This window comes from Priestia sp. 40 (assembly GCF_049368575.1).
Classification (GTDB): Bacteria; Bacillota; Bacilli; order Bacillales; family Bacillaceae_H; genus Priestia; species Priestia zanthoxyli.
This window is the reverse complement of sequence record NZ_JBMPZA010000012.1, coordinates 169735-190423: the sequence shown is the minus strand read 5'-3', so window position 1 is coordinate 190423 and position 20689 is coordinate 169735. Positions and strand designations below refer to the sequence as shown.

General features: G+C 38.4%; 21 protein-coding genes and 1 riboswitch. Of the genes, 15 read left to right on the top strand and 6 right to left on the bottom strand.

What is annotated here, in order from left to right:
* The first annotated feature begins 94 nt into the window (after window positions 1–94).
* From ACO1DI_RS13800 to ACO1DI_RS13765, 8 genes are all read left to right on the top strand, one after another.
* The gene (locus ACO1DI_RS13800) at window positions 95–1375 is read left to right on the top strand and encodes a GntP family permease (protein WP_014460118.1); all 1281 of its coding nucleotides are present in this window, start codon (window positions 95–97) and stop codon (window positions 1373–1375) included.
* 19 nt (window positions 1376–1394) lie between these two features.
* Entirely contained in the window at window positions 1395–2171 is a 777-nt protein-coding gene (locus ACO1DI_RS13795) for a 3-hydroxybutyrate dehydrogenase (RefSeq protein ID WP_014460117.1), read from the top strand.
* Between the two features lie 193 nt (window positions 2172–2364).
* Window positions 2365–3825, top strand: a complete 1461-nt coding sequence (locus ACO1DI_RS13790; protein WP_243549337.1) for an aminoacyl-histidine dipeptidase — start codon at window positions 2365–2367, stop codon at window positions 3823–3825.
* A 244-nt stretch (window positions 3826–4069) separates the two neighbouring features.
* On the top strand, window positions 4070–4543 hold the full coding sequence (locus ACO1DI_RS13785; RefSeq protein WP_423145381.1) for a hypothetical protein: 474 nt from the start codon (window positions 4070–4072) through the stop codon (window positions 4541–4543).
* A 174-nt stretch (window positions 4544–4717) separates the two neighbouring features.
* Window positions 4718–5296, top strand: a complete 579-nt coding sequence (locus tag ACO1DI_RS13780) for a GNAT family N-acetyltransferase (protein WP_140450851.1) — start codon at window positions 4718–4720, stop codon at window positions 5294–5296.
* A 157-nt stretch (window positions 5297–5453) separates the two neighbouring features.
* The gene (locus ACO1DI_RS13775) at window positions 5454–5783 is read left to right on the top strand and encodes a PadR family transcriptional regulator (RefSeq protein WP_013057038.1); all 330 of its coding nucleotides are present in this window, start codon (window positions 5454–5456) and stop codon (window positions 5781–5783) included.
* Window positions 5784–5801: 18 nt separating this feature from the next.
* Window positions 5802–6521 carry a pentapeptide repeat-containing protein gene (locus tag ACO1DI_RS13770; RefSeq protein WP_014460112.1) on the top strand — a complete coding sequence of 240 codons (720 nt, stop codon included), beginning with the start codon at window positions 5802–5804 and terminating at the stop codon, window positions 6519–6521.
* A 178-nt stretch (window positions 6522–6699) separates the two neighbouring features.
* Window positions 6700–7386: an O-methyltransferase gene (locus ACO1DI_RS13765; RefSeq protein WP_115653882.1), complete on the top strand. Its 687-nt coding sequence runs from the start codon at window positions 6700–6702 to the stop codon at window positions 7384–7386.
* 186 nt (window positions 7387–7572) lie between these two features.
* Here ACO1DI_RS13765 and ACO1DI_RS13760 read toward each other — a convergent pair whose 3' ends face one another.
* The 6 genes from ACO1DI_RS13760 to ACO1DI_RS13735 form a co-directional block, all read right to left on the bottom strand.
* Complete coding sequence (locus ACO1DI_RS13760; RefSeq protein WP_115653883.1) at window positions 7573–8484, bottom strand: LysR family transcriptional regulator; 912 nt, start codon at window positions 8482–8484, stop codon at window positions 7573–7575.
* Between the two features lie 133 nt (window positions 8485–8617).
* Window positions 8618–8803, bottom strand: coding sequence for a hypothetical protein (locus tag ACO1DI_RS13755; protein ID WP_115653884.1), 186 nt, complete (start codon window positions 8801–8803; stop codon window positions 8618–8620).
* A gap of 157 nt (window positions 8804–8960) precedes the next feature.
* Entirely contained in the window at window positions 8961–9095 is a 135-nt protein-coding gene (locus tag ACO1DI_RS13750; RefSeq protein WP_013057043.1) for a hypothetical protein, read from the bottom strand.
* A 138-nt stretch (window positions 9096–9233) separates the two neighbouring features.
* A complete protein-coding gene (locus tag ACO1DI_RS13745) occupies window positions 9234–10496 on the bottom strand; it encodes a dicarboxylate/amino acid:cation symporter (RefSeq protein ID WP_115653885.1) in 1263 nt (420 codons plus the stop codon).
* Window positions 10497–10548: 52 nt separating this feature from the next.
* On the bottom strand, window positions 10549–11877 hold the full coding sequence (gene lysA, locus ACO1DI_RS13740) for a diaminopimelate decarboxylase (protein WP_014460106.1): 1329 nt from the start codon (window positions 11875–11877) through the stop codon (window positions 10549–10551).
* A gap of 145 nt (window positions 11878–12022) precedes the next feature.
* Window positions 12023–12205: riboswitch (Lysine riboswitch) on the bottom strand.
* Window positions 12206–12271: 66 nt separating this feature from the next.
* Complete coding sequence (locus tag ACO1DI_RS13735; protein WP_025751926.1) at window positions 12272–12784, bottom strand: CBO0543 family protein; 513 nt, start codon at window positions 12782–12784, stop codon at window positions 12272–12274.
* A gap of 337 nt (window positions 12785–13121) precedes the next feature.
* Between ACO1DI_RS13735 and ACO1DI_RS13730 the strand changes: the two genes are divergently transcribed.
* The 7 genes from ACO1DI_RS13730 to ACO1DI_RS13700 all read left to right on the top strand — a co-directional run bounded on the left by ACO1DI_RS13730 (window position 13122) and on the right by ACO1DI_RS13700 (window position 20639).
* Complete coding sequence (locus ACO1DI_RS13730; RefSeq protein ID WP_226556284.1) at window positions 13122–14240, top strand: NAD(P)/FAD-dependent oxidoreductase; 1119 nt, start codon at window positions 13122–13124, stop codon at window positions 14238–14240.
* A gap of 73 nt (window positions 14241–14313) precedes the next feature.
* Window positions 14314–14628, top strand: a complete 315-nt coding sequence (locus ACO1DI_RS13725) for a YckD family protein (RefSeq protein ID WP_226556285.1) — start codon at window positions 14314–14316, stop codon at window positions 14626–14628.
* Window positions 14629–14781: 153 nt separating this feature from the next.
* On the top strand, window positions 14782–16506 hold the full coding sequence (locus tag ACO1DI_RS13720; RefSeq protein ID WP_140450855.1) for a PAS domain-containing sensor histidine kinase: 1725 nt from the start codon (window positions 14782–14784) through the stop codon (window positions 16504–16506).
* Between the two features lie 86 nt (window positions 16507–16592).
* On the top strand, window positions 16593–16856 hold the full coding sequence (locus tag ACO1DI_RS13715; protein WP_115653889.1) for a DUF1292 domain-containing protein: 264 nt from the start codon (window positions 16593–16595) through the stop codon (window positions 16854–16856).
* A 151-nt stretch (window positions 16857–17007) separates the two neighbouring features.
* Complete coding sequence (locus ACO1DI_RS13710; RefSeq protein ID WP_014460101.1) at window positions 17008–18252, top strand: acyl-CoA dehydrogenase; 1245 nt, start codon at window positions 17008–17010, stop codon at window positions 18250–18252.
* Entirely contained in the window at window positions 18230–19003 is a 774-nt protein-coding gene (locus tag ACO1DI_RS13705; RefSeq protein WP_014460100.1) for an SDR family oxidoreductase, read from the top strand. The genes ACO1DI_RS13710 and ACO1DI_RS13705 overlap by 23 nt, the downstream gene beginning before the upstream one ends.
* Window positions 19004–19022: 19 nt before the next feature.
* Entirely contained in the window at window positions 19023–20639 is a 1617-nt protein-coding gene (locus ACO1DI_RS13700; RefSeq protein WP_014460099.1) for a long-chain-fatty-acid--CoA ligase, read from the top strand.
* The last annotated feature ends 50 nt before the right edge of the window (window positions 20640–20689 follow it).

The following is a 20689-nucleotide window of genomic DNA, read 5'->3' as shown; positions in this document are numbered from 1 at the left end:
TATTCATTTTACTTATAAAACTAACGGGTGTAAACTTGTTGTGTTGTGAAATAATCCATTATGTATATGTATTAAAAGGAAAGGAGGTTACCGTGTGGTTATTATTGTAGGATTGTTATTGTTGATGTTTTTTGCTTATCTAGGATGGTCTATTATCTGGGTGGCACCTGTTGTCGCTACGTTTGTTGCTTATTTTAGCGGTTTAAAAGTACTGCCTACTTATACAGATGTGTATATGGGAGGGTTTGTAGATTTCGCTGCAAAATGGTTCCCCATCTTTTTATTAGGAGCCGTCTTTGGAAAGCTAATGGAAGATACAGGCGCAGCTAAGTCGCTAGCGCAGCGCATTGCTAAATTGTTTGGAAGTAAAAGAGCCATTTTAGGGGTTCTGATTGCTTCAGCCATTTTGACATACGGCGGAGTCAGTTTATTCGTTGTTGTCTTTGCGATTTATCCTTTAGCAATCGCATTATTTCGAGAAGCTAACGTATCGCGAAATTTACTGCCAGCAACCATTGCACTCGGAGCATTTACATTTACAATGACAGCGATTCCAGGTACGCCTCAAATTCAAAATCTGATTCCGACTGCTACATTTAAAACCAATGCAATGTCCGGTTCGATTATTGGAATTGTCTCAGGTCTTATTATGGCAGTGGGAGGCTATTTATGGTTAGCTTATCGCGATAAAAAATTAAAAGCTAAAAATCAAGGGTTTACTGAGCCTAATGAATCATCGGTTGCCGCAAGTGAAGAGCAGGACTCGATGAATGTAATGTTAGCTATTTTACCGCTGATTATCGTTGTCGTGACATTAAACGTTTTAAAATGGGAGCCTATCGTATCATTATTAATTGGTATTTTTTCTATTTTACTTATTAATTTCAAACACTATAAGACGTTTATTTCTTCTATAAATGAAGGAGCAAAAGGATCCGTAATGGCTGTTATTAACACGAGTGCAGCAGTTGGTTTTGGCTCGGTTATTACAGCAGTTCCAGAGTTTAAAGATGTCACGCACGTGCTATTAAACATTTCGAGTAATCCGCTCGTTTCAGAAGCGTTAAGCGTTCAAGTGCTAGCGATGATCACGGGTTCAGCATCCGGTGGTATGGGTATTGCGCTTCAAGCATTAGGAGATACGTGGTATCACTTGTCTCAAACGACGAATTTAAGTGCTGACGCTCTGCACCGTATTGCAAGCGTTGCGTCAGGTGCATCTATTTTACCGCATAACGGTGCACTGTTAACGCTGTTAGCCGTAACTGGTCTTCGGCATAAAGAAACGTATAAAGACGTATTTGTTGTTGCATTTATTATTCCAACTATCGCTTTATTTGCAGGAGTCGCATTAGCGGCAGCTGGTATTATTTAAAAACAGGAGGAGAATACACATGGTTGAAAATCAAGTAATTGTAATCACAGGAGCAGCAAGAGGAATTGGGTTTGAAATAGGTAAACGATTCGCTGAAAACGGCGGAAAAATTGTGTTATCTGATATTGACCAAACTGCCGTAGAGTCTGCAGCACAAAATCTTCGTGAAGCTGGATTCGAAGCGCTTGGTGTCAAAGCCGATGTAACAAAAGAAGAAGAAATCAAACATTTAATCGAAACAGCAAACGCACATTTTGGAGCGGTTCATACGTTCATTAATAACGCTGGCTTGCAGCATGTTTCTCCAATTGAAGAGTTTCCAACTGAAAAGTATGAGTTAATGATTAAAATTATGCTAACAGCTCCATTTATGGCGATTAAGCACGCGTTTCCAATCATGAAAAAACAAGGGTTCGGACGTATTATTAACGTTTCTTCTATCAACGGTTTAATCGGTTTTGCAGGCAAAGCAGCTTATAACAGTGCCAAACACGGTGTGATCGGCTTAACAAAAGTAGCTGCTCTTGAAGGTGCAGCACATGGTATTACGGTTAATGCACTTTGTCCTGGCTATGTGGATACACCATTAGTAAGAGGTCAGTTAGATGGTTTAGCTAAAACAAGAAACGTACCATTAGAAAGCGTTCTTGAAGAAGTTATTTATCCTTTAGTCCCTCAAAAACGATTACTAGACGTTAGCGAAATTGCTGACTATGCTATCTTCTTGGCGAGTGATAAAGCAAAAGGTGTAACTGGTCAAGCGGTAGTAATGGACGGCGGATATACAGCTCAATAAAAATAGAATAAATTACCAAAAGCATAAATAAGTCTAACGGGCTCATTTATGCTTTTTTAGGTTATATCTATTCTATTGAGTTAATCAACGTTAAAATATAACTAGGCGATACATAAAAGAAGCCTTATACTATTTCTCCTGTAAAGATAAATGGTAGGATAAAAAAGCCTACAGATTAGAAAGGATGATACATATGGTGCAAACAGTAAATGAATTAATTAAACATCCGGTTTTTTATTTCTTTAACGAAATCTCAGCTATTCCTAGAGGATCTGGAAATGAAAAAGAAATTAGTAACTATTTAGTTTCTTTTGCAAGAGAAAGAAACCTTGAGGTTATACAAGACGAAGCTTTAAATGTAATCATTAAAAAGCCGGCAGCTAAAGGATATGAAAATGCTCCAGCTATCATTTTGCAAGGACATATGGACATGGTATGCGAGTTAAATAAAGGAACTGTCCATGATTTTGAAAAAGATCCGCTTCAACTGCGAGTTGTGGAAGATATGCTCTATGCAGATGGTACTACGCTAGGAGCTGACAACGGAATTGCCGTTGCATATGCACTGGCTTTACTAGATGCTCAAAATATAGCGCACCCCTCTCTTGAAGTAGTCATTACCACTGAAGAAGAAACAACTATGGGCGGAGCCATTGCCGTAAATCCTGCTCATTTTGAAGGGAAAATCTTTATTAATCTTGATACAGAAGAAGATGGAAAACTACTTGTCAGCAGCGCAGGTGGGGTAAAAGGAGTGCTTCGTATCCCCGTAAACTGGGAGTCGTCTTCCAATAAATCAGAAACATATAGCTTAAGCATCGGAGGACTGCGCGGTGGACATTCCGGGATGGAAATTGACAAAGAAAGAGGAAATGCGAATAAACTGCTAGGGAGAGTTTTACATGATTTGCAAAACGAACTTTCCTACTCTTTAAGCGGCATTAGTGGAGGATTAAAATCAAATGCGATTCCCCGTGAATCAGAAGCAATTCTATCAGTTGAGCCTTCTGAGGTAGGAAAGCTAGAAAATAAGGTTCGGGAGTGGAACGAAATAGCAAAAAATGAACTACAAGCGGCTGATCCGAGCGTATATGTAAAAATGAACAAATCTTCTTCCGTTGAGAAATGTTTTACAAAGGAAACGACAGAACGAATTGTACAAGCTATTATGCTAACACCAAACGGAGTTCAAAGCATGAGTATAAATATTGAAGGATTAGTAGAATCTTCTACCAACTTAGGCGTGATCACGACAACAGAATCTGAGGTTGTTTTTCAAAATGAAATTCGCAGCTCAGTAAAAAGCTTAAAAGAAAAAATAGTAAGCCAAGTGTGCATCCTTGCTCAATTAGTCGGAGGAACAGTTGAAACAAAAGGTAATTATCCTGAATGGGCGTACAATGGAGATTCAAAAATTCGTGAATTATGTAAAAAGGTTTACAAAGAAAAGTATGGAGAAGAGGCGGAGATCATCGCTATCCATGCTGGAATTGAATGCGGTATCTTCCTAGAAAAAATCCCTGGATTAGACGCCATTTCGCTCGGACCCGATATGTACGACGTTCATACGCCTGATGAGCACCTGAGCATTCCGTCTACTATTAAGACATGGGAATACTTATTAGCAGTATTAAAAGAAGCAAATAAGATATAAAGTTATCAGCATCCCTGTAATTTTTTTTAAAGAGCTTCTGTAAAGGAGCTCTTTTTCATTCGTCATTTATCAGATAATAAGCAGGGTGCCCTCAACGCGACAGGCAATTGAGAACATTTATGTAAGCGTTTTACAAATAAAGGTTTTAAAATGGCCCTAAAAGAGGTAAACAATTACTAAAACGATAGACAAATGAATTCAAAACAAGCTCTGCAACTAATAAATTAGTAGGGAGAGAATGTATATGAATGATAATAGTCTTATCAAGGATCCCTTTTTGGAAAAAGGAGAAATTGAATTTTTAGAATTAAGGAAAGATGAAATACGCTATCTAAAGTTCGATCGATTTTTGAAAGTGATTAAAGCACTTAATCAACGCAGTGATAAAGGCTACCAGAGTCTTATGCTTTCAGTTGATGGCTTTAAAGGTACTTCAAGAGAATTATATGAGATAGAGGAGTTTCGCAGATATGTAAATTTGTTAATTAATCAAGTTCCTCAAATATTATTTTATATTCATGATAAAAACAAAATGACCAATCAAATTTTGAAAAGTCTATCAAACAATAGCAGCCAACCGCCCTCTATAGATCCTAAAAGAGCACGTTTAATGATTGATGCCATACAGGAGCAAGTAGAGAAAACAGAGGATAAAGAGATAAAGGAGAATCTTTCTGAATTCGTATGTAAAATCCAGGGCTTTGTGAATCAGTATTAACAGTTCCCAATAGAAAAGTAGAATCCATATTATAAAAGAGTACGAGAACTCAAAGTTTCTCGTGCTTTTTTATTGGAAAAACTGTAGAAAGAGAAAAGGATTATCAACATATATGGATAAATAATAATGGTAAAGCTTCATATTCTGCCGTGAAATAACAAGGAGGAATGAATATTGCGTCATATTGAAATAAGAAGACCAAAAATAGAAGACCGCGCAGAACTTCACGAGCTTTTTAATGAAGTAATTACAGATACCTTTCATAGAGAGGGTCTGTCTGACATGGTGAACGATATACAAATAGAAATTGAAAGTAAAGAACAATATTTAAAAAGTGACCTTGATAGCGATGGAAAACATCGATTCTTTTGGCTCGGAATAGATACGTGCACCAACAAGATTATTGGCTGTATTGAATATGGTCCTGCTAGTGAATTAATTACGGCGTGTACAAAAGGAGAGCTGCAAGGATGGATTGAAATCGGCACAGTTTTTGTTCATCCAAAGTACCAGAGAAAAGGTATAGGGACGCTGCTTTTACATACTATGCTGCTTACGCTTCAAAGCAGAGAAATTAAAAAAATTTGTTTGGATAGCGGATACAAAAATGCTCAGGAAGTATGGAAAAACATATTTGGAATCCCCGATTATTTAGTAAAAGATTACTGGAGCAAGGGGTATCATCACATGGTTTGGAAAATATCAGCAGAAAATACGCCGATAGTATTTAAGCTCGGCTATAACGAAGAATAAGGTGTCTCCCAGAAAATAGCCGGTACGTTTCTACCGGCTATTTTCTACTGGTTAAGCTATTTACATATGTGCAATTATATATTAGTGTATTTTATTGAATATAATACCTTGACTGTCATAGTAATATGATTTAAATTATACATAAAGAGGTGATACTTTGGTATATGCAAAAATGTCTTCAGATTTACTTCGGGGACATACAGATACAATGATTTTGAAATTACTTCTCAGCGGCGATAAGTATGGTTATGAAATTAGTAAGCTTATTTATACCTACTCTAAAGAGCAGTATGAATTAAAAGAAGCCACAATGTATTCAAGCTTGAAGCGCCTGGAAAAAGACGGCCATATTCTTTCTTACTGGGGAGATGCTGTACAAGGCGGCCGCAGAAAGTATTATAAAATTACAGAACAAGGAAAAAGCGTATATAAACAAAACAAAGAAAATTGGGAGCAAGCGAAAAAAATTATCGATTTATTGTTGTAAGAAAGGATGATGTTATAAATGAACGAAAAAATAAAAAATCATGTGCATAACATTTTGGCTCCTTATCAGGATGTAAAAAATGTTCAAGATCTAGAAGAAGAACTATCACAGAATTTGCAGGAAAAATTTACAGATTATAAAAAAGACGGGCATAATGAAGAACAGGCTTATTATATGACAATCAATTCTATCGGCGATATCGCAGAACTAATTCAATCAATGAATGTAGAAACAAAGGAATTAAAGCAAACCGTCCCTATGGATTTTTCAAAGACCGAGCTTACAAAATCTGATTTTCGTTCTGTATCGGTGTATAAAGGGAAATTTAATGCCAGTAATTTGAATGAATCTGATTTTAGCTACGCAGATCTTACAGACAGCATGTTTAAAAGCAGCAATTTAACGAAAGCAATATTTCATCACGTTAATTTAACAGGCGTACAATTTAAATGGGCAAATTTTAAACAGGCCAGTTTTGAAGGCTGTATCTATGACAACACGTACTTTAAGCAATGTAATTTAACAGACATTGTATTTGACGAAGAAACATTTAACGGAACAATCTTTGAAGGAACATCATTAAAAAAAGCTTCATTTCGCAACGCAACTTTGCTAAATGTACAGTTTCGAGGATCAGATTTAAAAAAATCCGATTTTGAAGGTGCAAAAATGGATAAATTGACATATAACTTTTTAAAAAGTGCCAAGATAGATCTTAGTAAAGTTACGATTATTTAAAGATAAAAAAGACCTCTCTGAAGGTCTTTTTTTATGGACATATAACAATTCTTTTTAAGAGCGAGCAGGATAGTTTATTAGAGAGCTAGAACACATTCATAATACGAACGATTAAGGCAACAAGGTGGATATGAGAAACACATATTCGTATCTTTGAATAGTAAAGCTTTTATCACTTATGTGGAGGAGTATGGAAATGTCTATATATGAAATTTGGAATGAAGTGGATCTTTATATGAATGATAAGCTTATACAACCTGACCCTATTCTTGATGAGGTATTGAAGGCAAATCAAGAGGCTGAATTACCTGCCATCGATGTATCGCCTAGTCAAGGAAAGTTTCTCCATTTGTTAGCTTCATTAAAAGGAGCTAAACGCATTTTGGAAATTGGTACTCTTGGAGGGTACAGCACGATTTGGCTAGCCAGGGCTCTTCCCAAAGACGGACAGCTGATTACGCTCGAATTAAGCGCTCAGCATGCAGAAGTAGCAAGAGCTAATTTAAAAAGAGCGGGAGTAAGCCACTTAGTAGAAGTTATTGTGGGCCCTGGGCTTGATACATTAGCTGTATTAAAGGATAAGGGAACAGAGCCGTTTGATCTTATCTTTATTGATGCTGACAAGCCGAATAACCCAAATTACTTAAAGTGGGCTTTGGAATTATCGAAAAGAGGAAGTACGATTATTTGTGATAATGTTGTTCGTCAAGGGCATGTGGTGAACTCAGAAAGTGAAGATGAAAATGTAAAGGGAATTCGACAGTTTATGAATGCTCTGGCTCAAGAAAAACGAATCAGCGCCACGGCTATACAAACCGTTGGAAGCAAAGGCTATGATGGATTCATTGTAGGGATTGTTGAATGATAAAATTTGTATTACACATAAAAAGAGACGGAGACATAACTAAATTTATCCAATGAGCAGCTAGAAGCACCTACATACATGAAACCTACGTTCATCATCATCTTAAAAAAATCCGAACGAGTTGGATTCTCAACCAAAGTCGTTCGGATTGTCCTTCAACTAACATATTTTTGTTCCAGACTCTTTTTAAATGGGCCCCAATTTATCTGTCATTTGTTTTTCGGTTAAAAAATTAATCAACTCTCGTACAGCGAATGAACTGTAGCGTTCTTTTAACAGAATAATTCCAAGTTCCCACATCATTTCAGGATCTGCAATAGGTATGGTAATAATATTGGGATCTTTCACTTTGGCATAAAGCGATTCGGGTAAAATAGCAATACCTAGTTCTGCCGCTGTTAATTCAATAATTAAATCCCATTGAGAACTTTTATACGCGATAGAAGGCACAAAGCCTGATTTTAAAGCATCTTGAATTAACCGGTCGTGCAGCGTAAATTCTTCACTGAACATAATGAATTTTTCGTGTTCCAGTTCTTTCATCCAGACGGAAGCACGTTTCGCTAAAGGATGGTTTTTATGGGCGTATAAAAGGAATCTCTCCTTAACGAACGGGTATACGTGAAAATGCTCATCATGACCGCTTGTGAGAGGAAGCATAACGATCCCCATATCTACGCCAGCCTCTTCCACAAGTGCTTCAATTTTTTTTGCTCCAAATTCAATAAGTTCTAGAGATACTTTAGGGTATTGATTATTAAATGCTTTTGCAATCTTCGGGAAAAACAAGGTCCCGATGAGCGGAGGGACTCCCATCTTGATTTGCCCTGTTTGCAAGTTCATCAAATCTCCCAACAAGTGAGGCATGTCTTTTAACACCGACAGAGCTTTAGCTGCTTGGTGATACACAACTTCTCCTGCATCCGTTAGCTTTAATTCTCTTGTCGAACGATCAAGAAGCTCAAATCCTAGTTCATTTTCTACTTTTTTGACGGCTTTACTTAAAGCCGTTTGTGACAAATGAACTTGCAGCGCTGCCTTTGTAAAATTTTTATGATTCGCTACCTCTATAAAGTATTCTAAGTCTCTGATTTCCATGTGAAACTCCATTTCTGCAAACTGCTTATCCTTTTTCTTTACTCTTTATTTTAACTATTAAATTATTTACTGTAAATGCGCTGATTAAAAAGGGGGGTCTATCCAATGAATAAAAACGAGGAAAGGAAGTGAACTAAAGTTTCTGCCGAAGTTGATTTATAAAACGAATACTCTTTTTATAGAGAAACATAGATTTTGCTACTAGCTGATGAGGGATATAAAGATTTTTGCCTGTACGTTCGGGCAAAAATGCAAAACTTATCAAAATAACTGAAAGCCCAAAGGCTGCGGCGGTAATCTCTAGCCAAGAAAACATCATATCATTCCTCCTTTTACAAACCTATTAATAGAATATGTAAAAGTTTGAAAGGAGGTTGTACGATAGACCTATAACGAGCGGCGTAATGAAGCTTTCTCTCAAAATAAAATGACGTCAAAGAACGCAGGGCCTGTGCCAAACGTTCTTTGACGTCATTTTATTTTCGCTCTTCAGCTTGATGCTCTTGTTTGTTTTGCTCAGTTAGACGTTTTTGATGAGCTTTTGTTTCTGCACTTACGTGATTCGCATCATTCGGTTGATTCTTCTTTGAACCTCCTGCAGCGTTACTCATTAGACGACACCTCCAGTCCGGTTATGAAACATACCTATAGAATGTGCGTATTTACAGACTTTATACACCGCTATCGATATTACTGGACACGAAAAAAGCAAAGGGAGAGTCACTAAGACTGTTCCCTTTGCTTTTTTACTAGGCGACTTTATCGGTGGTGATAATTTTGTTAATCCAGTCTTTTCCTTCTGTAAACCTTGTAACAAGCATCGCTGTTACTGTATTTCCCGTACTATTTAACAGGGTAGCAGGGGCGTCAATAATCGTGGAAATGACGGCAATAATGGGCAGAACTTCTGGCGAAAATCCGTAAATTGTAATGATTAACATTTCGCCAATCATACCGCCTCCAGGGATTGCTCCCATTACAGCTCCAACTAAAAAGGCTACGCCTAAAATACTCAAAATGCTCGTAGCAGACGTCATATCTTTTCCAAACAAACTGAATAAGAAAACAATTTTTAGAATACCCCCGATAACAGAACCATCTTTATGCGTGTTTGCTCCTAATGGAATCACCGTTTCAGCAATATCAAGTGGCACACCCATTTTCTTTGTTGCATCTAAATTGACTGGAATAGATGCAGCAGAAGAACAGGTAGCAATAGCGGTGATAGAAGGAGCAGCTGCATTTTTCCAGAACAGTTTAATTCCTGCTTTACCGCCAGCAATCCATGCGTATAGCGTAAAAAAGCCGAAATAGTAAACGATTGCAATTAATAAATAAAGAATAAATGCTCTAGCGTACCCTTGTAAGATCTTTGGTCCTAGTTCTCCTACTACAGTAGCAAAATAGCACCCTAAACCAATTGGAGCATAGTACATCACAATTTTAACAACTTTCATCGATACTTCTTGACCCGAAGTCAGAAATTTTGCCATGGGCTGTCCTTTTTCACCAGCCATCGTAGTAGCAATACCGAAAATGACGGCAAAGACAATTAATTGTAAAATATGCTCTTTCGAAAACAACTGAACAAAATCAGGTACAGTAAATGTGCCAACAAGCTGAGTTAAAAGCGTCATTTTTTCAGCTGTATTTTCACTGTCACCCATCAATTCTTTAATGGCAGAAGTATCTACGTTGTGCAGCGGATTGTAAAGTGATGCGCCTAAAAAGCCTAGAACGGCTGAAACAGCAGCAGTGGCGACAAACACAACGGCAATGCCTAGCATAATTTTACCAAGACGTTTCATTTCGTTCATGTTTGCGATTGCCGAAGCAACACTAAAAAAGACAAGGGGAATGATAATCATGAACATTAAATTAAGAAACAAATCACCAAAGGGCTTTACGACTGCCACATCGGGCCCGATAGCATATCCTGCTATCCCGCCAATTAAAATAGCGAGAAGCAGAATAAGCGATGATCTGTACGTTTTAAATACACTTAAAACCATAGTTAAATTTCCTCCAAACAACAATAGCTTCTTTACTACGCAAGAACAGCTATCATTTGCTCATTGCATACGTAGTAACGACTGGCTTTACATCTTTACGCACCAAATCTTCGTATGTTTCTCGCTCTACAGCAAGACGAGCTTCTCCATTTTTTACAAATACAACAGCAGGGCGCGGAATACGGTTGTAATTGCTAGCCATTGAATAGTTGTAGGCACCTGTAGAGGACACTGCTAATAAATCTCCTTGATTAACGCGCGGTAAATCGATATCCCAAATAAGCATATCTCCTGATTCACAGCATTTCCCCGCAATTGATACTGTTTCATCTTTTTTATCCGTCACTCTATTAGCCAAGACAGCTTCATGTTTTGCATCGTAAAGGGCAGGGCGGATATTATCGGTCATACCGCCGTCAATTCCTACGTATTTACGTACACCTGGAATCTCCTTCGTTGAGCCAATTGTATAAAGCGTTGTACCCGCTTCTCCTACGATGCTTCTTCCAGGCTCAATCCAGACTTCTGGAAGGGTATAATTCTGTTCAGTTAATGTACGGCTTAGTTTTTCTGTCAGTGCATCTACATAATACTCAACTGGAAGAGGAGAGTCGCTTTCGGTATAACGAATACCAAAACCACCACCTACGTTTAAAACTTTTACTTCAAACTCCATTTTATCACGAATACTGAATAAAAAATCAGTTAAAATATCAATGGCGCGAGAAAAACCATCTACTTCAAAAATTTGTGAACCAATATGACAATGAATGCCTAAAAGATCGTAGTAAGGTTTTTCTAATGCAGAACTTACCGCTTTCATAGCCTGGTCATTGGAAAGACCAAATCCAAACTTGGAGTCTTCCTGTCCGGTCATAATATACTCATGTGTGTGGGCTTCAATCCCTGGAGTAACACGCAGAAGAATAGATGCTTTCTGTTTACGCTCAGCTGCTAAGGCATGCAAAACTTCAAGTTCGGTGAAGTTATCCACAACAAAACAGCCAATATTCGCATCAAGAGCCATTTCAATTTCTTCAATCGTTTTGTTATTTCCGTGAAAATGAATGCGTTCAGCTGGATATCCAGCTTCAAGAGCTGTAAATAGTTCGCCTCCTGAGACCACATCTAATGACATATCAAGCTTCGTTAAAAGGCTAGCCATTTCCATACAAAGAAACGCTTTCCCTGCATAGGCGATTTGATATGAAAATCCGCTTCTTTGAAAGGCTGAATGGAAGGCCTTGCATTTCGTCTCAATTAATTCTTGATCGTAGATGTATAGGGGAGTGCCGTATTGTTTTTTCAGTTCGACCGTATCGCACTGCCCAATTTCTAAATGATTGCTGCTGTTAATTTTACTCGTTCCATGTAAGTACATAATCCGTATCCCTCCATTTAAATCATTCAACTATAACTTTGAACTTTGATGGTCAGTAGAAAAACACAAAAAAGACCCGTGAAGTGATGTTCACGCGTCTTGGTTTCATAATAATAAAGTATTATTACATTCTAGGCATCAACATCTCTTCAATAGCTCTCCACAAACCAAATGGTTTGTGACAGCTCAGCATTTATTCAATACTGAACCAGTATATGAACACAATGGATGTTTATATACTTCGGCACGAAATCCCTTTTACTTATCTTCACAGACTCCATTAGTCTCCAATAAGTGACTCTTGATTTCATGCACCTCTATTCTCAGAGAGGAAAATTATATTTAAATGTAATTCCTATTATATTTCTTTTTCCGCTGTCTAGTCAATGAAAAATTAAGGCATAGGAATATCAAAAAAAATAAATAAAAAAGCTATGAAGCTTCCAGATAAAATCCAAGCAGCCAGCGCTGTCTTCTGATGAATGACTAAAAGTGAGAACGTGACAATATTGAAGAGAAAAGAACACAGCAGCGACCATCCATAATGATGAGTGATACTGTGATTAACATAAGCAATGAACTCAATCACAGTAAATAAAAGCGCCCACAAAAGAATCCACCACAGCCGGCCGCTTACATGCAGCGGCAGCCTTCCTAAAAAAACCGGTATAACAAACGGATAAATAATTAAGGTTATTCCAAGGGAAACCATTAGGTGATCGGGTAGAAAAAGGTGATCAATACCAACAGGGTGAAATACCCATACGCGGTGATGAAACAGCAGCACTTCATAAAGCAAATTCCCCGTGACCCAAAACAGCAAAGTAGGATAGTATTCTTGATACCTTCGCCACTTACCAAATAGTAAACCAAGAATGATGAAAAATAATACAAATGAAGATTGCATACGCTCTCCTTAAAATAATGGTTATTTCTTTTTATTTACATATTATAGAAATTTTATTCTCTCCGCTTTTATTCAGAAACTATAATAGAAAAGCCGTAAGCAGCATCGTTAAAGACGTACTACCACTATTTATGACTGTCTTCACCCTGCTATAATCTCCGTAAAAGAACTTCTAACGCTTTTGTTTACGAAATGAAGGGAGCTATATGTCAAAGTCAGCAAGACGTAAAAGTAAGCTCAAAATAGCTTCGCCTAGTATGTGGCTTCTTTTTTTGCTATGCTAAAATTGCATACATATAGCATGAGAATACTAGAAGAAGGAAAAGGGTGTTTTGGTATGAAAACATACATCGTAGTTGGAGCTGGGATACTTGGAGCTTCTACAGCATATCATTTAGCAAAAGCAGGAGCAGATGTGACATTGATAGATCGCAAGGATGCTGGTCAAGCTACTGATGCAGCAGCAGGCATTGTTTGTCCATGGCTTTCGCAGCGTCGAAATAAAGCATGGTACCGCTTAGCAAAAGGCGGCGCCAAGTACTATCAAACATTAATTCAGCAATTAGAAGAAGATGGAGAAACGGATACGGGATATAAGCGAGTAGGAGCAATTAGCTTACATACTGATGAACAAAAGCTTAAAAAAATGGAAGAAAGAGCATATAAGCGTCGGGAAGAAGCGCTCGAAATAGGCGAGATTACACGTTTATCCGCTAAAGAAACACAGGCTTTGTTTCCGGTTCTTTCGGAAGAATACAGTTCAGTTCATATTAGTGGAGCCGCTCGTGTTAACGGAAGAGCTCTTCGAAACGCACTTATGAATGCAGCGAAGAAAAACGGTGCGAAAATAATAGAAGGAAACGCAGAACTACTTTATGAAAATAATCAAGTAACGGGCGTTGCTGTAAATGGACAAACCCTTCTAGCAAGTACAACAATCGTGACAGCAGGAGCGTGGGCAAATCAATTACTAGAGCCTCTTGGAGTGAAATTTTTAGCAAGCTTTCAAAAAGCGCAAATTGTCCACTTGCACCTTCCAGATTTAGATACAAAAGACTGGCCCGTTGTGATGCCTCCGAGCGACCAATATATTCTTTCATTTGAACAAGGTCAAATTGTCATCGGAGCAACACATGAAAACGACACGGGTTATGACTTGAGAGTAACTGCTGGGGGGCTTCATGAAATTTTTTCAAAGGCCTTATCAATTGCTCCCGGCTTAACAGAAAGCACAGTCTTAGAAACAAGGGTAGGGTTTCGACCATTTACTCCAGGCTTCTTGCCAGTCATTGGGGCTCTTCCGGCTTACGAAGGAATACTAGTAGCGAATGGTCTCGGAGCTTCAGGATTAACCTCGGGTCCTTATCTTGGTTCAGAGCTTGCTAAATTAGCACTTGAAATGGAGATGGAAATTGATCTTAGCGACTATGATGTAAGAGGAGCTATCGAGTCTTAAACAAACAGAACGAATGAAAACAAATAGAAGTTCGCAAACTATAGCTACTATATGATGAAAGGAAGTAGATTGTTTGCGAAAGATTATGATAAGTGCAGCAGCAGCTTTTTTATTTATGAGCGCGACGCCTGTATTAGCAGAAAACAATCCTCAGCCAGAAACAAAAGACGTGCAGCTGACGTCTCAGCAAAAGCAGGAATTGTCCGTGCTGTACAAAGAAATGCTAGCAAAAAAGAACGAAATACTTTCAAAATATGTGGAGTACGGCGTGCTAAGTAAAACGGAGAGTCAAAACATTTCCTCACATATGGAAAATCGCTATCAGAATATGGAGAAAAATGGTTTTGTCCCGAAGCGACACTGTCATAAAATGCATCATTCAAAGTAATTCATATTCACATAAAAAAGCGCCTTTACAGGCGTTTTTTTATGTGAATGAATGGAAAATATCCGCTTCTTTATCTAGTAAATTCTAAAATCCTCATGTAAAATTAAGAGAATGAGAACGAGTAGGAAAGATGCTAGTGAGGGGTAGGTAAATATGAACGAAAATAAAAAAATAGTCCGATTACATGCAGAAAATCATTCAGCTGAGGCGCTAGGAATCATATTTGCTTACAAACAAAAAGGCGACCATCTTGTTTACAGTATGTATCAAGGTGAAAGCGCTCATGATCAAAAGGTACCTTTAGAAGAATGGGTCTCGTATGAGCATTTTTTGGAAGCGCTAAATACAAAGAAAAAGCTTATGTACGAGCTTCAAATAAATGATCAACGCTATGTAGTAAACTTAACCCCTTTATCTTACACAGAAAAACCTGAAATTATGGGACATTGCGTGAATATAACTAGTTATCAAGACAAAAAAGAACAGATTCAACCTTTTATTTATCATAACGCAGATGCTGTTGCAATTGTTGACTTAGAAGGTAAAACGCTTCAAGTGAATCCTGCGTTTGAGAATACATTTGGCTGGACGTTTGAAGAAATTTATCAAAAGCCTCTTCCGATTATACCTTCGTTTTTAAAGGAGCCCGTGTGCGAACTTCATAAAACTATTCAATCAGGGGAATCGAAAACGGAATTCGAGACGGTCAGACAGCATAAAGACGGGTATTTAATTAATGTAAGCGTCACACTATTCCGCGTTGAAAATATGAATGATTGGCCGTTATGCATCGCTTTTGTCTATCGAGATATAACATCGCGCAAGCAGGATGAGACGGCTTTAAAAGAAAGCGAACAGCGCTACCGAAGTTTGATTGAGTTATCCCCGGAAGCTATTATCGTTCATAGTGAAGGGAAAATTGATTACATCAACCCTGCAGGAGCCAAAGCTCTAGGATACAAAAATCCTCAAGACGTATTAGGAGCTTGTGTTTATCAATTTGTTCACCCTGATTACTATGATGTTGTGAAACAGCGAATTTATCGAATGAAAACAGAAAATAAATCTGTAGATCTGCAGGAAGAAAAGTTTATTCATAAAGACGGTCATACGATTGATGCCGAAACCATTGCCTTTCCTATTCCCTATATGGGAAAGCAGGCCATTCAAGTTTTATTTCGTGATATTACAGAACGTAAAAAAACTGAAAAATTGCTGCGTGAATCCGCTCAGCTTTCCTTAGTCGGACAGTTAGCGGCTGGTATTGCTCACGAAATTCGAAACCCTCTGACGGCGGTAAAAGGATTTATGCAGTTATTGAAAGAAACGAGCAGTCAGCCTTACTATGTAGAAATGATAAATCATGAGTTAGATAGAATTGAATTGATTACCGATGAGTTTTTGAGTCTTGCAAAGCCTCAGGCGAAAACCTACAAAGACAAACACGTCCAAGATATTTTAGAGAATACGTTAAAGCTAGCTGAGGTGCAAGGGATTACAGAGAAAATTCACGTAAAAAAAGAAATTGATCTTCATCTTCCTCTCGTATTATGCGAAGAAAATCAGTTGAAACAGGTGTTTAGCAATATATTTAAAAATGCAGTCGAATCTATGCCAAGTGGAGGAACCGTAACGATTCAGCTAAAAAGATTTAATCATGAGAACCTTGTTGTCCGGTTTAGCGACGAGGGGCCAGGCATCACTCAGGAAAGAATGCAGCATTTAGGAAAACCTTTTTATAGTACCAAAGAGAAAGGAACGGGTCTTGGACTGATGGTGTGCTATAAGATCATTCGAGAACATAGAGGAGAAATTAACTTTGTAAGTGAACTTGGAAAAGGAACTACCGTAGACATTCTTTTGCCTTTTAAAAAGTAGATTCTACTTTTATAAGCATGAAACCTTTTCTAAAGGGGAATACATGTTAGTGAACGAATAATGAGGTTAAAATAGGAGGGAATACGATGGAACGTATTGAAACGGGAGAGATTTTTACAATTTTAGATGAAAATGATCAAGAGCAAGATATTGAAGTGCTTGGAAAAATGACGATTGAAGGGCAAGATTATATTGCTGTTGCGTTTGTGGAAGAAGTTTTAATTGAAACAGAAGAAGAAATTGACGTTTTCTTTTTGAAAATTGAAGATGATGGTGAATGGTCTTCAATTGAAGATGACGATGAGTTTGAAAAGGTATCAGCCGTATTTGAGGAAATGACATCCGCGTAAAAAGAGAGCTTAAAACCTCTCTTTTTTTCTTTTTAAATAATATAATATTTAGAATTTTTCTAAAAATATCTTGCTGAATTATTTCCCTTCATTTATGATAAATATGTAACATACCAACCGGTTAGTAAGTAAATGAAAGCGAGGGACTACCGTGTATTTTTCTTACTCTGACAAAGTAGTGAAGCTGCAAAAAGAATTGACCTCTTTTATGGAAGAGCATATTTATCCAAATGAACGGCTATACGAACATCAGCTGAATGAACAGCCATCTAGATGGTCAGCTGTTCCTCCGATCATGGAAGAGTTAAAAGAAAAAGCAAAGCAAGCTGGATTATGGAACTTATTTTTGCCAGAAAGCGAATACGGAGCGGGTCTAACAAATGTCGAATATGCCCCCCTTTGCGAAATTATGGGCCGTTCTATTATTGGACCAGAAGCTTTTAACTGCGGAGCTCCTGACACTGGCAATATGGAAGTATTGGTTCGATACGGAACGCCTGAACAAAAAGAAAAATGGCTAAAGCCGCTGTTAAATGGAGACATTCGCTCCTGCTTTTCTATGACAGAACCAGATGTAGGTTCTTCTGATGCCACAAACATTCAGTGCAGTATTGTAAGAGAAGGCGATGAATATGTAATCAACGGAAGAAAATGGTGGTCTTCAGGTGCGGGAGATCCTCGCTGCAAAATTGCTATTGTCATGGGAAAAAGTGATTTTAACGCATCTAAATATGAACAGCAATCTATGATTCTAGTTCCATTAAATACTCCAGGAGTTAAAATTGAACGAATGCTTCCAGTCTTTGGATACGATCACGCTCCTCATGGACATGCTGAAATTCATTATGATAATGTGCGTGTGCCAGCATCCAATATGCTTTTAGGCGAAGGAAAAGGGTTTGCTATTGCTCAAGGCAGATTAGGGCCTGGACGTATTCATCACTGCATGCGTCTAATAGGAGCAGCTGAAAGAGCGCTTGAAGAATTATGTAAGCGTATTCAAAATCGTTCTACGTTTAATAAGTTGCTTTCTCAGCAAGGGGTTATTCAAGAATGGGTGGCAGAATCGCGTATTGAAATTGAGCAAGCTCGCTTATTAACATTAAAAGCTGCTTATATGATGGACACAGTTGGAAATAAAAAAGCGCGGAAAGAAATTGCCATGATTAAAGTAATGGCTCCTGCTATGGCTTTAAAAGTCATTGATCGCGCTATTCAAGCATTTGGAGCAGCAGGTGTTTCAGAAGATACGCCGCTTGCGGCACTTTGGGCAAATGCCCGCACTCTTCGCCTCGCTGATGGTCCAGACGAAGTGCACAAAGCACAGCTTGCAAGACTTGAGCTAAAATCCTATCAAGAACAGGAGGCAACGTATGCACATAAAGGATTTGTTTGATTTAACTGGAAAAACAGCTATTGTTACCGGAGGAGGCAGAGGATTAGGAGAACAAATGGCAGAAGGGCTTGCAGAGGCAGGGGCAAATATTGTTCTATGTTCAAGAAAAAAAGAAGCATGTCAGCAAGTGGCTGATCGATTGGCCACCATGGGCGTAAAAACTCTCGCTTTAGCATGCGATATCAGTCAGCCTGAAGATATTAAAAATGTCGTGCATCAAACGATTGAAACATTTGGACGCATTGATATTTTAATTAACAACAGCGGAGCTACGTGGGGAGCTTCGGTTGAAGAAATGCCTCTTGAAGCATGGCAAAAAGTGATGAATATTAATGTGACAGGAACGTTTTTAATGTCCCAAGAAGCTGGAAAAGAAATGATTAAACAAAAAGCTGGTAAGATTATTAACATTGCTTCAATTGCGGGTCTTGGAGGAACGGACCCTCAGTATATGGATACAATCGGGTACAACACGAGTAAAGGAGCGGTCATTACGTTCACGAAAGATTTAGCTGTCAAATGGGGACAGCATAATATTCAAGTTAATGCGATTGCGCCGGGATTTTTTCCTACTAAAATGTCAGGTGCGATTATGGAACAAGGAAAAGATTATTTTCTAAGTCAAACCCCTTTAAAACGCTTTGGCTCCGAAGCTGATTTAAAAGGAGCGGCTGTTTTTCTTGCTTCTGCAGCGTCTAATTATATTACGGGCGATATTCTGACAGTAGACGGTGGAGTTCATGCTATGTGAATAAGAAAGGAGTAACTTGATGGAAGACGTTAAAAAATGGTTTACACCTTATCCAGAAACCTACACTCATGACATTCACATCGAAGATATTTCACTATTTGATATGCTGAAAGAAACAGCCGAACGTTATCCTGCTCACACAGCCACGCGCATGTATCAGCATACGTTAACGTACCAAGAGCTGTACCACTCAGTTCGCGTATTTGCAGGAGCGCTGCAGAAAAAAGGAATTAAAAAAGGAGATCGTGTAGCAATTATGCTGCCAAACTGTCCGCAATATATAATAAGCTATTTCGCCATTGTAGCGGCGGGCGGCATTGTTACTCAGGTCAACCCTATGCTTGTCAAGCAAGAGCTAGAGCATATTTTACACGATTCCGGGGCAAAAAAAATAATTCTACTCGATGATTTTTATACGAGACTTCAAGAGATAAGAAACCGCGTTGATATAGAAGAAGCGATAACTGTCAGCTTGCAAAAACCTTTTGTTCCTACATCACCAGACCTTTCCTTCCTAGATTTTTTAACCATCAAGCATGAATTTCATCAGCCGGTTATCCATCCAGCACACGATATTGCTGTTCTTCAGTATACGGGAGGAACGACCGGACCATCTAAAGGTGCGATGCTTACACATACAAATATTTACACAAACGCAGTTCAATCATACGAAATATTTAAACATGATATTGAATTAGGAAAAGAAAAATGCTTAACCGTTATTCCATTGTTTCACGTATTTGGCATGACTTCCTGTATGCATTTATCGATTCTTTGCGGAAATGAAATATTGCTATTGCCACGTTTTGATTTGGAAGAAGTACTAAATACAATCAAAAAAGAGCAGCCTAGTATTTTTCCTGGCGTGCCAACTATGTATGTTGCGATTACAAATCATCCGCGGGCAGAAGAATACAACATCGAAAGTATTCGCATCTGCAACAGTGGCAGTGCGCCGATGCCTGTTGAGCTGATGAAAGAGTTCGAACGAAAAACGGGCGCTAAAGTGTTAGAAGGGTATGGCTTATCAGAAGCATCCCCCGTGACGCATTGCAACCTGCCGTTTTGTGAACGAAAGCCAGGTACAGTCGGACTTGGCGTTCCGCAAACTGCTTATAAAATTGTAGACGTGGCTACCGGAACAAAAGAAATGCCAAGAGGAGAGCTTGGAGAAATAGTGATTAAAGGGCCTCAAGTTATGAAGGGCTATTGGAATCAGCCTGAAGAGACGGCTCACGCGCTCAGAAACGGCTGGCTGTACACGGGAGATATAGGACAGATAGATGAAGACGGGTATTTATCTATCGTTGATCGAAAAAAAGATATGATTATTGCGAGTGGTTTTAATGTGTATCCTCGAGATATTGAAGAAGTTTTATATGAACACAGCCACATTAAAGAAGCCGTTGTAATTGGCGTGCCGCATCCTTACAGAGGAGAAACCATTAAAGCGATTTTGGTAGTGAAAGAAGGGAAATCTCTTTCTGAAGAAGAGCTTACTTCTTATTGCCGACATCACCTTGCAGCTTACAAAATTCCGCGAATCTTTGAGTTTCGCGCCGAGCTTCCTAAGACTAACGTAGGGAAAATTTTGCGACGGGCACTGCGAGAAGAAGTGATGAAAGAAACGATGTAAAGAAGCTGAACATAAACAAACTTTTTCAAAAGCTCCCTCTAAGCCATGGT

Excerpts from the sequence above, each read along its gene's own strand:
- ACO1DI_RS13795 (WP_014460117.1), top strand. The coding sequence starts at position 1,395 with ATGGTTGAAAATCAAGTAATTGTAATCACAGGAGCAGCAAGAGGAATT.
- ACO1DI_RS13790 (WP_243549337.1), top strand. The coding sequence starts at position 2,365 with ATGGTGCAAACAGTAAATGAATTAATTAAACATCCGGTTTTTTATTTC.
- ACO1DI_RS13785 (WP_423145381.1), top strand. The coding sequence starts at position 4,070 with ATGAATGATAATAGTCTTATCAAGGATCCCTTTTTGGAAAAAGGAGAA.
- ACO1DI_RS13770 (WP_014460112.1), top strand. The coding sequence starts at position 5,802 with ATGAACGAAAAAATAAAAAATCATGTGCATAACATTTTGGCTCCTTAT.
- ACO1DI_RS13765 (WP_115653882.1), top strand. The coding sequence starts at position 6,700 with ATGTGGAGGAGTATGGAAATGTCTATATATGAAATTTGGAATGAAGTG.
- ACO1DI_RS13760 (WP_115653883.1), bottom strand. The coding sequence starts at position 8,484 with ATGGAAATCAGAGACTTAGAATACTTTATAGAGGTAGCGAATCATAAA.
- ACO1DI_RS13755 (WP_115653884.1), bottom strand. The coding sequence starts at position 8,803 with ATGATGTTTTCTTGGCTAGAGATTACCGCCGCAGCCTTTGGGCTTTCA.
- ACO1DI_RS13750 (WP_013057043.1), bottom strand. The coding sequence starts at position 9,095 with ATGAGTAACGCTGCAGGAGGTTCAAAGAAGAATCAACCGAATGATGCG.
- ACO1DI_RS13745 (WP_115653885.1), bottom strand. The coding sequence starts at position 10,496 with ATGGTTTTAAGTGTATTTAAAACGTACAGATCATCGCTTATTCTGCTT.
- lysA (WP_014460106.1), bottom strand. The coding sequence starts at position 11,877 with ATGTACTTACATGGAACGAGTAAAATTAACAGCAGCAATCATTTAGAA.
- ACO1DI_RS13735 (WP_025751926.1), bottom strand. The coding sequence starts at position 12,784 with ATGCAATCTTCATTTGTATTATTTTTCATCATTCTTGGTTTACTATTT.
- ACO1DI_RS13730 (WP_226556284.1), top strand. The coding sequence starts at position 13,122 with ATGAAAACATACATCGTAGTTGGAGCTGGGATACTTGGAGCTTCTACA.
- ACO1DI_RS13720 (WP_140450855.1), top strand. The coding sequence starts at position 14,782 with ATGAACGAAAATAAAAAAATAGTCCGATTACATGCAGAAAATCATTCA.
- ACO1DI_RS13715 (WP_115653889.1), top strand. The coding sequence starts at position 16,593 with ATGGAACGTATTGAAACGGGAGAGATTTTTACAATTTTAGATGAAAAT.
- ACO1DI_RS13705 (WP_014460100.1), top strand. The coding sequence starts at position 18,230 with ATGCACATAAAGGATTTGTTTGATTTAACTGGAAAAACAGCTATTGTT.
- ACO1DI_RS13700 (WP_014460099.1), top strand. The coding sequence starts at position 19,023 with ATGGAAGACGTTAAAAAATGGTTTACACCTTATCCAGAAACCTACACT.